This window comes from Brumicola pallidula DSM 14239 = ACAM 615 (assembly GCF_000428905.1).
GTDB lineage: Bacteria > Pseudomonadota > Gammaproteobacteria > Enterobacterales > Alteromonadaceae > Glaciecola > Glaciecola pallidula.
The window spans coordinates 61,842-75,447 of the sequence record NZ_AUAV01000014.1 but is presented as its reverse complement, the minus strand read 5'-3'; the positions used below and the strand labels follow the sequence as shown (position 1 = coordinate 75,447).

11 protein-coding genes are annotated in these 13,606 nt (G+C 41.8%); 5 read left to right on the top strand and 6 right to left on the bottom strand.

The genetic code is table 11. The annotated features are described in order from the left end of the window. Nucleotides 1-90: 90 nt before the first annotated feature. The 4 genes from G399_RS0105855 to G399_RS0105840 all read right to left on the bottom strand — a co-directional run bounded on the left by G399_RS0105855 (nucleotide 91) and on the right by G399_RS0105840 (nucleotide 3,027). The gene (locus G399_RS0105855; protein ID WP_006011771.1) at nucleotides 91-1,164 is read right to left on the bottom strand and encodes a hypothetical protein; all 1,074 of its coding nucleotides are present in this window, start codon (nucleotides 1,162-1,164) and stop codon (nucleotides 91-93) included. A gap of 2 nt (nucleotides 1,165-1,166) precedes the next feature. Continuing rightward, nucleotides 1,167-1,664 carry a hypothetical protein gene (locus tag G399_RS0105850; RefSeq protein WP_006011769.1) on the bottom strand — a complete coding sequence of 166 codons (498 nt, stop codon included), beginning with the start codon at nucleotides 1,662-1,664 and terminating at the stop codon, nucleotides 1,167-1,169. Between the two features lie 123 nt (nucleotides 1,665-1,787). Next, nucleotides 1,788-2,174 carry an STAS/SEC14 domain-containing protein gene (locus G399_RS0105845; protein WP_006011767.1) on the bottom strand — a complete coding sequence of 129 codons (387 nt, stop codon included), beginning with the start codon at nucleotides 2,172-2,174 and terminating at the stop codon, nucleotides 1,788-1,790. Nucleotides 2,175-2,535: 361 nt separating this feature from the next. Next, nucleotides 2,536-3,027: a hypothetical protein gene (locus G399_RS0105840; RefSeq protein ID WP_006011764.1), complete on the bottom strand. Its 492-nt coding sequence runs from the start codon at nucleotides 3,025-3,027 to the stop codon at nucleotides 2,536-2,538. Nucleotides 3,028-3,263: 236 nt separating this feature from the next. Between G399_RS0105840 and G399_RS0105835 the strand changes: the two genes are divergently transcribed. Then, nucleotides 3,264-5,378 carry a winged helix-turn-helix domain-containing protein gene (locus tag G399_RS0105835; RefSeq protein ID WP_006011761.1) on the top strand — a complete coding sequence of 705 codons (2,115 nt, stop codon included), beginning with the start codon at nucleotides 3,264-3,266 and terminating at the stop codon, nucleotides 5,376-5,378. Nucleotides 5,379-5,687: 309 nt separating this feature from the next. Here the strand turns inward: G399_RS0105835 and G399_RS0105830 are convergent, their stop codons facing one another. Beyond that, complete coding sequence (locus G399_RS0105830) at nucleotides 5,688-7,400, bottom strand: amidohydrolase (protein WP_034896390.1); 1,713 nt, start codon at nucleotides 7,398-7,400, stop codon at nucleotides 5,688-5,690. A gap of 523 nt (nucleotides 7,401-7,923) precedes the next feature. On the opposite strand from G399_RS0105830, the gene G399_RS0105825 reads away from it, so the two are divergent. Then, nucleotides 7,924-10,638: a TonB-dependent receptor plug domain-containing protein gene (locus tag G399_RS0105825; RefSeq protein WP_085949247.1), complete on the top strand. Its 2,715-nt coding sequence runs from the start codon at nucleotides 7,924-7,926 to the stop codon at nucleotides 10,636-10,638. A gap of 9 nt (nucleotides 10,639-10,647) precedes the next feature. Here the strand turns inward: G399_RS0105825 and G399_RS0105820 are convergent, their stop codons facing one another. After that, complete coding sequence (locus G399_RS0105820; protein ID WP_006011752.1) at nucleotides 10,648-10,878, bottom strand: hypothetical protein; 231 nt, start codon at nucleotides 10,876-10,878, stop codon at nucleotides 10,648-10,650. On the opposite strand from G399_RS0105820, the gene G399_RS0105815 reads away from it, so the two are divergent. The 3 genes from G399_RS0105815 (at nucleotide 10,879) to G399_RS0105805 (ending at nucleotide 13,586) form a co-directional block, all read left to right on the top strand. After that, entirely contained in the window at nucleotides 10,879-11,103 is a 225-nt protein-coding gene (locus tag G399_RS0105815; protein ID WP_006011750.1) for a hypothetical protein, read from the top strand. Between the two features lie 306 nt (nucleotides 11,104-11,409). Then, complete coding sequence (locus G399_RS22730; protein WP_006011748.1) at nucleotides 11,410-11,541, top strand: hypothetical protein; 132 nt, start codon at nucleotides 11,410-11,412, stop codon at nucleotides 11,539-11,541. A gap of 53 nt (nucleotides 11,542-11,594) precedes the next feature. Continuing rightward, on the top strand, nucleotides 11,595-13,586 hold the full coding sequence (locus G399_RS0105805; protein WP_154658912.1) for a putative bifunctional diguanylate cyclase/phosphodiesterase: 1,992 nt from the start codon (nucleotides 11,595-11,597) through the stop codon (nucleotides 13,584-13,586). Nucleotides 13,587-13,606 lie beyond the last annotated feature (20 nt).

The window sequence follows — 13,606 nt, the reverse complement described above, 5'->3', positions numbered from 1 at the left end:
AATAAACGATGCAAGATTGTCAATTTGATGTTTGCCGCATGAAGACTCAGAAGTAACCATATACATTATGAAATAGGCCGCAAAAGCGGCCTATACTTTTGTTTGGCTTTTAAATACCAAGACTGTAGCCATAATAGCAACACCGATAGTTAAACTAAAACTATACTCCCCACCCATCAAAAAACCAACAGAGTAAGCCGGTGTGCATATTCCTATGACCCAAATATAGGTCGATTTTGACTTCCCCAGTAACAAATATAATGGGAACACTAGACTGTAAAAGAACAAAAAACTTTTATACAGGGTTTCTTCTAGCGGTAAATCGCCCCATGGAATGATAGTGTCTTTAACCAGTGTTAATAACCCAACTGCAATCACTGAAAACGCCCCTATTGTGCTAACTAACAGAGAAGGCTTGAGATACTGCTGAGTACTTAACTCGCTACAATGCGCTGCGATAGTAAATGCGATTTGCAGAATCAAGAAACCAATCACAGGATAAATAATAGCCGCGGGTATTGCTTGATTAAAGAACACGTCACCTAAGCTGCCCGCATAACAAAATACAAATCCGAGCAAGGTCAAAAATAATATACCAAAACCGATAGTAAAACTTAACTTGGGATTACTACTGTCGCGGTAAGCGCGATGAAAGGTAATATCTAAATACGGCGAAAATATAAAGCCAATGGCAAGCGGAAGCAAAGTATGCGGCCAGTAGCCTCTTGCACTAAGGTCGACAGGCGGCCAATCACTGCCCAAAAAGCCGATAAATAAACCAATCGATAGGAGGTAAAATGCCAAGGCCCAATAGGTAATAACGCCTTTACTGTGGTAAATGACAAACGCAATGGCCAGCACTGCAGCCAGTAACATAGGTTGATCTACAGCAACACCAAGCCACGCTACAAAAAACAATTGGTAGGCTATGGTTACATACGAGAAAACTGCAATCGCGGGCTTATGCTTGTTTTCAAAGGTTTGCTGCTGCGCACGCTGTTTGAAGTAGTACCCCATTGATATTGCACCGCCCACATTAAAGACAGTGAAAGCGGCTAGCGCTGGCCAACCGTAATCACGGCCCAGTATTAACGGGAAAAATCCACCCAGACACCATAACCATGAGCAGGCTAAATAGAAACTGTATTGTAATGTCGTTGACAAGATTACGTACCCACAGGCCACATATGAAAGCTGATGGTACCCGAACCAATGCGTCGGGTGGCTTTATTTTTGTTAGTTCTGAACACTTTGATCGTCATCTCAATATTGAATTTACCACCCGCCTTGATTTTCTCAGCCAGTTCCTCTAAATCAACAGATGCTTTGTACATAATTGCGTCGATACTCGGTAATAAAAAGCGGTAGTTCAAGCGAGTGCAAATCATACGATATTCGCCCTTGGTCAACATAAACAGATAAGAACCAGCCGCGAGTTCTGAGTTACCCAAGATGGCGCCGCCAGATATTGTGCCATACCAATTCACGTTCATGCGCCGTTTGGGTAAGATCGCGTAGTAATCGTCTTCGACGAAATTCATTTTTAGGCCACTTTTGAACACAAAAGGCATAAAGAAGAAACTAAGAAGTTTGTTAAAAAACCGACTCTTTATCGACAGGCGATTAAAATATTTTTCTAACTTGGGTGGTAATGGAATAGCCATGGATAACCTAAAAACGAATCAATAAAATTAACGAATAAACCGCACTCATATAACGAAGCGCTATCTTAACAGTCGCCGGCAACGATGTTTAGTTATATTCACGCAGACTGTCGCTCACTGTTCTTAGATATGTTTCAGTTGTGCATCAGCCCAGGCTAAACCCGCAGTAAAGGTTTCGAACACCTGAAAGGGCACAGGGCTAGGTTGCACTTTAAAAATTAAGCCCAGCATATTCCTTAAAAAGCTATTCGGAGTTACGTAGGCCACACCTTGGCAATAGCCCTCGATTAGCTTTTTATTCTGTCGTAACCACTGGGCTTGCTTTAATTGGTATCGCGGGTTCAAGTCAAGCGCTCGGCGAGCATCAAATACCAAAGCGATTTTTTCCTTGGCCGCATAGCTCTCTTCTAAACCTTTAAGGTAGGCATCAAAGTTTTTCGCGTTAGCCTTTTCACCGGTAAACTCAATAATAATTAGTGGCGCTTTTGCGCGATGAAACTCTGCGTACATAATCAAAAATCCGCTCTATTTTATGTGCGTAATATTATCGCCTAATGCTAGTTAAATCTACAAAATACGGTTTTGTATAGTTAATATGATGGCTTATTTTGAAGGCTTGTTTGATTTAACCTTGAGTTTCAAATCTTAACTGTGGATTGCGATAGATTACCAATATATTGCAGTATTTTTGTGCAGAATGGTTCTGTTCTTAGGGTAGTTTAAGTCGAAAAAGGTATTTAGAACCGGCTAAAAGAAAAACGCTGTAGGATTATGTTGACGATACCTTTGTTTGTTAAGAAAAACAAAGGTATCGCTGCTTTAAACAAATCCTAATCTTGATGAACGATAAATCTTGTTCGCTCATCAAGCCTTAATTTTTGCTCAGCATGTTGTGCTGATTAACTATCCTTAAATTGTTTCCCACCATGTTTTGAAAACTATCAAATCTACTGGCTTCATCTAAGTCTTCAAGACTGGCTTCTATATTGCCCAGAACATAATGCATCATTGCACGATTATTGTAAGAAATAGCGGAAGCTTTTCCTGTGTTAACTGCCGCATGGCAATATTGGTTTGCCTGTGCCATGTCTTTAATGGCTAAGGTCGCTACGCACAGATTGTCTAGAAGTGGTTTACGTAAAGACGCGATTGTAATCTTGGCTAAAGTCGCTTTGCTTTTACGGATCCCTTGTTCAAATTTACCTGCTTCAATTTCTCGCACACCGATGACTTCAGCGACGCTGGTTTTCACCATCAGTTGTGAATCTGCAGTTACATCAATTGCTGAAGCTTGGCTTAGTGGCATTATCATCAGCATGGCTAAGACGGCTGGAGAGAATGTTTTGATTGCTATTTTCATCATGTTCTACCTTTTATGCTTGAACGGGTGGTTAACGCTAACCGTTAGTGATTCATGTCTGTTGATTCACGCTTACTTCTGCGACTTGCTTGCACCGCAAGTATTTCAACAGTATGGTTAGCCATTAGGAAAAACTCCTGAGGAACAACAGATAAAAAGCCGATGAAATTGTGATGAAAAACCGATATTGGTGTTTATCGGCTAAAATACTAAGGTGATAATTAAGTGGGATCAGATAATTGACTGAACAAGTGCTACCTGAGAATGGTTATTTTCGTTTAGGTGACTACTGCGTTGATGTGGGCGATCATAGAGTATTTTATGATGACCAAAGCCGTCACCTAGAGCCTAAAGCCATGCATGTGCTTTATCAGCTTGCTTTATGTGCTGGCGAGACCGTTAGTCGACAAGAATTAATGGACCAAGTATGGCATGGGCGCGTGGTGATAGACGATGCCCTCACACGAATCATCTCGCAGCTTCGCCTAAACTTCAACGATAGTAAAACTCGGCAAATAATCCAAACGGTCCCTAAAAAAGGTTACCGCCTATCGGCAGATATCACTTGGCTAAGCAGACAAGAATTTATTAAGCTCAGCACAAAAAATAGTGCAGCATCAGGCTTAACCTCACCCTTTAATAAACTTAAAGTGGCGGCAATTATAATGTCGGGTTTACTACTTTCTCTACTAATATTTGCTTTATTACCGGAAACTTCCGAGCAACAGGGATCGACACCTGAGGTGCTGACTCAAGATATTAAAAAAAATAGTACAACCACAGAAACGACTATCGCATTTTTACCATGGCGTAATCTTACCGGCGATGAGCGTAATGACTATCTGGCGGAGATGCTTCCAGAGGAGCTGTCAATTACTTTGGCCAAGTCAGATAAGGTTACCGTGTTGGCGCATTATTCTGCTCTTGCCCTTGCCGACGAAAACAGTGCTGTAAATTCATTAGTTGAGCAGTTAAACCTTGAGTATTGGGTAGAAGGCAGCATTACTGAAGCCAATGAGCGTATTCGATTCTTAGTGCGCTTGGTCGAAAAACAGAGTAAAAACGTGGTTTGGTCACAAGTGTATGAAGATGACATGCAACAACTGCTAACATTAAACACTAGGATCGTCTCAGATATTAATGCACAATTATTCGGACAAAACACACAAACAAATTTCACAAGCGCATCCGACAGCGTGGATATCAATGCTTACCGCGCCTATCTTCAGGGAAACTACTGGTGGATGAATGGAAAAACCAGCGAGTGGTTTTCCCGAGCCGAAGCATCGTTCTTAAGAGCAACTGAACTGGCACCAAATTTTGCCGCGGCATATGGCAGTTTAGCTTTTATCTACGCGAGATATAATTATCATGATATCTACATGGGCAAGACTGTTGCTGTTACAAAAGCCACTGCGGCTATTGATAAAGCCTTACAACTTGATCCTAATGACATTAACGCCCTTCTTGCTGGCGCCTTATTATCTATTGAAGACTTGGCGTTTGACGCCGCGCAGCAATTGATCGATAAAGTGTTGAGTGTTGACGCCGCAAACACCAGAGGCCTATATGTTTATTCAGAGTTAGCCTTGGCTAAGAATCAGTTTGACGTGGCGCTGACTTATGCTGATAAGGCGCTGCAGATAGATGCTCTATCGCCGTGGCTAAATGTAAACAAAGCCATTGTGCACTTTTGGCGTAATGAGATGACCAAAGCACTGGCAGCAGTCGATCACGCCATCAATATTGATAGCAATTACACTTGGGCTTATGTATGGAAGGCTAAAATACTAAATCAAATGGGACAGGTTTCAGAAGCTATTGAGGCAATGAGAACCTGTTTACAAATTGACGATGGCTCTCCAGTAAATAGCATTTACTTGGCACTGCTATACAACAAGGCCGGCATGCCTGAGCAAGCTGATAGATGGTTTGCACATACCGCGTCGCTATATGGCGATTCCCCCGACGCCAGGTTTTGGCAAAGCTACTTAAGCTTTATTGAACACGAAGAAGACCCTGATATTGTGCGACAACTAATCAATCAGGTCACCATTAAAACCACTCGATTTTTTAGTTTAGTACCATTGCAAAATGCCTTGCTATCATCTCGGCCCTTGTTGATAGAGCAAGCCCTGCCAAAGCTATTATCGCTTATTGAGCGTCCAAATCAATTGGGTTTTTGGGTTAACTATCATAATCAGTACAATGCTTACGCCGCATTAGTATTAATGCAGCAGCTAGATGGCGCAGAATATGAGCAACAACTGGACTTACTAAATACTCAAATTAAGGTATTTGAGCGTAAAGTGGTTTTGCGACTGCGAGCAGATCTCAATTTGAAGGCACAATAAATAGATAGAGACAGCACAAGCGTTAATTATTAATGATTATCGATTGTTCAAGAACACCAGAACCCGACAGCAAGGACCTTTACATTAAATTTCGCTAATAATATCGACTTCATATAAGAGTAGAGCAGATCAACTGCCCTACTCTGCTTTATCAAAAGCTTGCCCCTATTTTGCGATTAGATACCTGTAGTACTCTCAAGGAAAGTCGTATTTGAGTATCGGAGTTACTCTCCATTTTAATTTCAGCATCATAATCGATAACTCGCTCTCATTTTCTACCTAGCTTTTATATTAGCGACCATGTCGCCTCTATTTTTGATAAGTAATCTTTCCGCCTACAATGGTCATTAGGTTTTCTGATGTCAAAATATCTGCTTCTGGAACCGTAAGCCAATCTCGGTCAAATATTGTAAAATCAGCGTATTTGCCGACTTCTACGGAGCCACGAATATCTTCTTGAAATGCACCGTAAGCAGGCCAAATAGTGAACATCTTAAGGGCTGTTTCGCGGTTTACTGCGAGTTCCGGATGCCATCCTTCTCCTGATGTTCCATCGAGCCTTTTACGAGCGATAGCCGCGTAAAACTCAATACGTGGATCACCAAGTTCCACTGGCGCGTCAGATCCCCCAAGTATCATCAATCCGCGATCAACCAATTGCTGCCATGGGTAAGCATAACCAAGACGGTCCGGACCAAGTCTATCTGGTGCAAAGTTAAGATCACCTATGCCGTGACTTGGTTGCATAGATGGAAGAATACCTAGACTAACAAGGCGTGCTTGGTCTTGGGCAGGAATAATTTGTACATGTTCGAGTCTCCATCTTGGGTCAGCCACCGCCCATTCAGATTTGGGCACAGCATTGAACGCTTCTTCATACCAATCCAATACTGACCGAACGGCCCGATCCCCAATTACGTGGGTTTGGATCTGAATACCATTACGTAATGCCTCACGTAAAATCGGGTCAAGGTCATCTTTCGTGGTGCGGTTCATAAATCCGTTATGTTGGGCATCTGTATAATTTTCAAGAAGCGCTGCACCTCGCGAACCAAGAGTGCCATCGATATAAACTTTAATACCGCGTAAATCGAACATATTGTCGGGCGTTGTCTCGCGTCCACGCTTAAGCATTGTTGCCGCCTCTATAACATTTGCCGCCGCGTAAATACGCGTAGACATATTTCCTTCTGCGTGGATCTCTTTTATTATCTCAACGTTAACGTAAGGCATGCCAGCGTCTTGAGTATTTGTCCAGCCAACCTTGGCGTTCTCATACATTCCTTGTACCAAACTGTCTTTTTTATATTCGCGTGTTTTTGGCGGGATAATATCTCGGAAAATATCCATTGCCGAAGCGAGAATATAGCCGTTGGGGGTGCCGTCTGCGTTACGCTCAAACTTGCCTCCAACTGGGTCAGGAGAATCTTTAGTAATACCTGCAAGCTCGAGTGCTTTGGAATTAACAAGCGCTGACACGCCGTCCGCGCGTGGCATAAATAGAGGCTTATCCGAGGTAAATGGATCCACGTCATGTTTGCTAAGGAATCTTTGTTCATCTATCCATTCTCGTTCAATCCAGCCGCGCCCTTGAACCCATTCATTTACAGGTACTTTTATTGAGAAGGCTTTAATGGCGTCCACGGTTTCTTTCAGTGACTTAATACCAAAAAGACTTAACGTTTTTGGACGCTGTCCAACACCTTCCACGTGTTGGTGACTATCGGTAAAACCTGCGTATACATATTTCCCGGCCATGTTCATTATCTGTGCACCACCGCACATGTAGTTGACAGCCTCGGCGTTTGTTCCCACAAATATAATTTTATCGCCCAGTACTGCTGTCGCTTCAGCTGTCCACTGCGCGTCGTTTGCAGTGTAAATTTTGGTATTGTAAAGCACCATATCAGCACGAATGCATTCTGAAAGCGTTGCTGATGCATTAACATCATTCTTAGTACAAGACACCAACATCAAACTAAACCCCAGTACACTAAGTAATTTAAGGTTATTTTTAATCAACAAATTTTCCTCCTACTGACCTATTTTGTAAATAACAATAATCTGATGTCGATCCAAATTTATGCATTTTGCGTTTAGATCCGCTAAGTATAGAAAACATACAGGCAAAAATAAACGGCTTCAACATTAACGTGCTCGACCACTTTAAAGTTTCTAAGTAAAATTGAGCTCTTTATTGGTGCAATTAGTCCATTACAGTGCATTTCATCCAATGCATACATAATTTAAAGCTGCACTTTATTATATAATCAATTGATTTATATGCAGAAAATACAAAATAAAAAGTTGGCAAAAATAATGCTTTAATTATAGAGCTGTGCCCTTAGTTGTGGCGACCTTGCAGTTTCAAATACTGTCTTAAATTTAAAGTAATAACATGAATGACACAAATAGAGGCTGATAAGCAATCAAAACTTATTTGGCTCCGTTGAACACTATTACTAGGTTATATAATTCGCCAAGACCATTGTCTTGGCACTACGATGGCTTTTTAGCTTATTACGCTAATAAATAGAGAAAAAACATGATGATAATGTCCCACAAAAAAAATAAGCTTAAGAAGAAGAGTGAAATTGCGATGGCGATTTCAGTTGCATTGATGGCTACAATGCCAATTCAAGCATCGGCACAAGAAGAAAGTACCATCGAGAAAGTCATTGTAACAGGAACTAGGATGATGGACCGTTCGGCGGCTGATTCACCTGTCCCTGTAGATATAATAAGTGGCGATGAATTGCGTATAAACTCTTCGTCCGACATTCAAGATATGTTGCGTACGGCAGTCCCTTCTTTCGACATTAACACCCAACCAATAAGTGACGCAGCAACGATTGTAAGACCAGCAAACCTGCGCGGACTCTCTCCGGATAACGTCTTAGTGTTAGTAAACGGAAAACGTCGTCACAGAGGTTCTATAATTTCTTTCCTTGGTGGTGGTATTTCTGATGGAGCTCAAGGGGTCGATATATCTGCAATCCCATCAATGGCAATAAAACAGGTTGAAGTGCTGCGAGATGGTGCATCTTCACAGTATGGTTCAGATGCTATCGCAGGTGTCATTAACTTTATCTTAAAAGATAATTCAGAGGGCTTTGAAGTTTCAGCACGCTATGGCTCAACTTATGAGGGTGACGGTAATAACTATACGATATCCGCAAACGCCGGATTACCCCTCGGTGATAGTGGTTTTGTAAACTTGACCGCCGAAATAAAGGATGTTGAAGGTACAATAAGGTCGGTTGTGCGAGACGATGTTGCGGGTATGGTTTCTGCCGGTTACACGCCAGCTTTTGATTTTCAAACAATTAATAATTACACAGGCGATGTCCCACAATACTGGGGCCAACCGGATGTGGAGGGCGACGTAAAGTTGTTTATCAACTCGGCATTCGAAATTAGTGAGGTTGCAGAAATTTATATGTTTGGTAACTACGGTGAAAGAGAAGTCACCGGTGGTTTCTTTTACCGTAACCCCGTGACTGATGGAAGTCAGCGTGGAGGCGTTTACCGAGGTCCAAGAGTTGATCCATTAACTGGTCTTGCTGACCCTGATGGAGTTCACTCTGTATTAGTAGGTGACCTTGATGGTCTTGGTGTTGGTGGTTCTTGTATTGCAGGTATCCCTATTGGTGGCGAAGGCAATGTGTTCCCTGATCCAAATTTTCTTGCACAGGTAGCTGCTGACGATAACTGTTTCTCATTTATTAACACTATTCCAGGTGGATTTGTGCCTAGGTTCGGTGGTAATAACGAAGATATGGCTATTGCTGTCGGTATTCGTGGCGAACTTAAGATAGGCACCGGTTTATTTTATGATGCGAGTGCTCAGCGCGGTTCGAACAGAACCGATTTCTTCATTCGAAATACCATTAATGCGTCTCTTGGTCCTGCCACGCCTAGAGATTTCGTGCCCGGTGGTCAGGAACAAACTGAAACCCAGTTTAAGCTAGACTTCGTGTATCGGATTGATGCTGGTCTCGAATCGGACGTAAACATCGCTTTTGGTACAGAATATAGAGAAGAAGAGTTTGACCTGTTTGCTGGTGACGAAGCCTCTTACGCACTTGGTCCATTAGCTAGTCAGGGCTTTTCATCAAGCTCGAATGGCTTCGGTGGTTTTCCAGCAGATACATCTGCATCTCAAGACAGTACGGCTTTTTATATTGATATTGAAGCTGACATTACCGAAAAGGTAACGCTTGCAGTTGCTCTCAGAGCTGAAGATTTTAGTGAATTTGGAAATACTACAGATTATAAAATTGCCGGTATTTACCATTTCAGTGATGACTTTAGAATTCGTGGAGCGATCTCTTCTGGATTCCACGCTCCTACAGCGGGTCAAGCAAATATAACAAATGTAACTACGCAAAACGTTCAGGGCGTACTTGTCGATCAAGGTACGTTGCCGCTTTCTTCGGCAGCAGGGCAGTTAGCTTCTAACTTTATAGAGAGTGCAGGAAATGGCCGACCAGAACTTGGAACCGAGGATGCACAAAACTTTGCAATTGGTGTCGGCTTTAACCTCGCAGGTTCAACTTGGACGATTGATTACTACAATATTGAGTTAACCGACCGAGTTGCTCTTGGTGCTAATGTAGACTTTCTTGAAGCACTCACATTTGCTGCTCCATCAGGATCTAACTTCGCAACAGTATCCGAGGCGCTGACGAGCTTAGATGCACAAGGTATTATCGATCGTCAGCAATTTGTTGGGCTAGATGATCTATCACAATTTAGATTTTTCTCTAACAGCTTTGGCACCACAACCACAGGCATAGATGTTGTTGGTAATATTTCCTTTGATTTGTGGGGTGGTGATTCTAGGGTCACCGTTGCAGCCAACTATAACAAGACCGAAGTAGATAGTGTTGGAACAGTCAATCCTATCGGCGCAGGGCGAGTTGCAGCAATTGAGGATTTACTACCTAATACGCGAGCTAACGTATCGTGGTCGCACACCGAAGGGAATATCAGAACATTATTACGCGCAAATTATTATGGCGGATGGGATGATACTGGAAATGGTGTAAATGGAATTGGTGCACAAGTGCTAATTGATGCGCAAGTTGCCTATCAATTCAGCGAACAGCTCGAATTTGTGCTCGGGGCAGATAATCTTCTTGATGCCTACCCTGAAAAGAATCCTGGTGCAGGAGGTTCAGGGCAGTTGTATTCAGAGTCAAGTCCATTTGGTTTTAATGGCGGCTCTTGGTACTTGCAAGCTCGATTCACCTACTAAGTAATCCAGTTATATTGTGGTAAAGCCGCTCGCATAAAAACGAGTGGCTTTTTTTTGACCAACGAAGCTAATACACCCGTCAGCTTGAAAGAAACCTGAATCACCCTGATTGGGTACGGCTAAAGTCATCGGGGTAGCGGGATCGAAGGCAACGGTCAGACGGATTATGAACGGCAGCCAGATTGCAATAAAAACCACGCCGGTAAGTTCGATGAATGGAAGCGATACAGTTCTGATCATATGCTGCTGTGCACCGATTACAAAGACGAAAAAGCAAGGGCTTTTCTTGATGACTTTGAAATATTTAGCTCCGTCGTTATCAATTTACAAAAAGGCAACATGTCCAAAGAATTACCCGTGGTAGGAGCCTACTTCTTTAAATCAGAATCTTTATTCAAAGCCTTTGTCGAAAACCGCAGAACTGGTGGTTTTTTCAACAAGCAAGATATGGATCTTACTCGGTGATTGGTCCAACTGGAGATAAAGGCGGTTACCGGGAAAAATAATTCCATGAATATGTTCACTTTTTAATGCATTCGGTTATACCTATTCGATATGCCTCTTGGTATAACAAAGGTCTTGCCGAATTATTCTCAACCATGATCATTCGAGACGAGTTCGTGTGTATAGGCTTGGCTAACAATCCATTTTGTGACCCTTGGCGCTCACAACGGTTTTCCTAGTTATTGTAGAAATACCGCCAAATTTTTACAGTTACAAAATCAAGGGGTTTCTGCAGAACAAGCTTTCAAACTAAGTTTAGAAATATCAATGAACGATTTCACCAAAGAAGTGAAGAAATACTCCCAAATAAATAATCGAGAAGGAAACAGTGTCCATCCCGGCGAATGGGCTGACGAGGTAAAAGCGCTACTTGCGCTAGTAGAAGCAAAAAAGGCATAGAGCTTAGAATATATGGCCCATCGAAACATTTGGGTAGCGTATAATTTTAAGTAGTGCTAAAGTTAGTAACCATTGATGATTCACCGTTATTAAGCTGCAAAGTTAAAGAGGTAGTCGTATTGGCCAGCCATTCGTTATTAAATAGGCTATTTCATAACGAAATAGGACGCCCCACTTTTCATATATTCATCAAATACATCGCTCTGACTATGCTGATAATATATCCGATTGCATCTATCCAAGCATTCTTTTTTTATGATGATACTTCCCCTACTTTTTTTCTTGCGCCCACTTTAGCTTCCCTAATTATCGGCTCATTGCTAGCCAACGCAGCACTGCTTAAGTATCAACTACAACATAAGAGCGAACAATTTCGCGCAATTGCAGATTTAGCACAAGAGTTCACCTATTTGCGCTCAACTGATGGCCTCTATGAATATATATCTCCATCCTGCATTGATTTGACAGGTTATGACCAACAGACGTTTTATGACACGCCTAATTTAATGAATCAGCTTATCCATCCAGATGATATCACTATCTGGAAGCGTCATATGCACAGCGTAAATAACAATGGTACCCCTGAGTCTTTTGACCTACGTTTACTATCAAAAGATGGCTCAACTGTTTGGTTCAATCATACCTGTATGCCCGTCAGTGATAAGGAGAATCAACAGATAGGTGTGCGCTCAACCAATCTTGATATAACTAAACGTAAAAAAATAGAGGAAAAACTCAGCTATCAGTCATCACATGACGATTTAACTGGGCTGTTCAATCGCCGAGAATTTAAACGTCTCATTCAAGAAATGCTTACAAGTAACGTGCATGATAAAACAGAACATGCACTGTGCTATATCGACCTTGACCAGTTCAAAGTGGTTAATGATACCTGTGGGCATGCGGCCGGCGATGAAATGCTCCGTCAACTGAGCGTTGTGCTAAAAAAGGTTATTCGAGCAAGCGATACTCTAGCGCGCTTGGGCGGTGACGAGTTTGGCATATTAATGACAAACTGCGCAATTGAAGATGCATATCAGATTGCATCTCTTTTACAGACAGAAATTCAAAATTATTATTTTCAATTTGAAGAGCACAGGTTCCGAGTGACTGGGAGTATCGGTTTAGTGCCTATAGTAGGCCGCGGAAGTACGTTGACTGGTTTACTAAAAGACGCCGATGCTGCATGTTACATGGCGAAGGATTCTGGACGTAATCGTATTCATGTATATCATATTGATGATGAAGATTTAACTCAACGACACAGTGAAATGCAATGGGTTAAACGCATTCAGCAGGCACTAATCGAAGATCGATTCTGTCTCTATGCGCAGAGTATCGAGTCACTTAACAACAGCGATAAAATGCATTATGAACTGCTTATTAGAATGCAAGATGAGCACGGTCGAATCGTTCCCCCCGGTGCGTTTTTGCCAGCGGCAGAACGTTACAATCTAATTGTTCAAGTCGATCGGTGGGTGATAGATAATGCCTTTCGTTTACTGGAGGAAAATCCACGTATTCTGGACGAAGTTGATTTCATTTCAATTAACCTCTCTGGCCATTCGTTAACTGATGTGGGCGTGTTAGATTTTATTATTTCAAAATTGAAGCAGTATAGCGTAGATGGGAATAGATTTTGTTTTGAAATAACAGAAACAGCGGCTATCTCACATCTTTTATTGGCTGAAAATTTCATCATCGAGCTTAAAAAGTTTGGTTGTCGGTTTGCTTTAGATGATTTTGGTAGTGGGCTTTCATCCTTTGGCTATTTGAAAAATCTACCCGTGGATTACCTCAAAATAGACGGTGTTTTTGTTAAAGATATGATGGAAGATAAAATAGACTACGCTATGGTCAAAGCAATTAATCAAATTGGTCATATCATGGGAATGCAAACCATCGCAGAATTCGTTGAGCATGATAAAACTAAACATATGCTAAAAGAAATGGGAGTTGATTATGCGCAAGGTTACGCCATTCATAAACCTCAACCTTTTCATGAGATACTTAAGTTGACCTTAAATAATGTAAGCGATAGTTAATTTAACTACCGAAACATGTC

Bases quoted from the DNA above. Each gene is read 5' to 3' on its own strand.
- G399_RS0105850 (WP_006011769.1), bottom strand. From the start codon at position 1,664: ATGGCTATTCCATTACCACCCAAGTTAGAAAAATATTTTAATCGCCTG.
- G399_RS0105845 (WP_006011767.1), bottom strand. From the start codon at position 2,174: ATGTACGCAGAGTTTCATCGCGCAAAAGCGCCACTAATTATTATTGAG.
- G399_RS0105840 (WP_006011764.1), bottom strand. From the start codon at position 3,027: ATGATGAAAATAGCAATCAAAACATTCTCTCCAGCCGTCTTAGCCATG.
- G399_RS0105825 (WP_085949247.1), top strand. From the start codon at position 7,924: ATGATGATAATGTCCCACAAAAAAAATAAGCTTAAGAAGAAGAGTGAA.
- G399_RS0105820 (WP_006011752.1), bottom strand. From the start codon at position 10,878: ATGATCAGAACTGTATCGCTTCCATTCATCGAACTTACCGGCGTGGTT.
- G399_RS0105815 (WP_006011750.1), top strand. From the start codon at position 10,879: ATGCTGCTGTGCACCGATTACAAAGACGAAAAAGCAAGGGCTTTTCTT.
- G399_RS22730 (WP_006011748.1), top strand. From the start codon at position 11,410: ATGAACGATTTCACCAAAGAAGTGAAGAAATACTCCCAAATAAATAAT.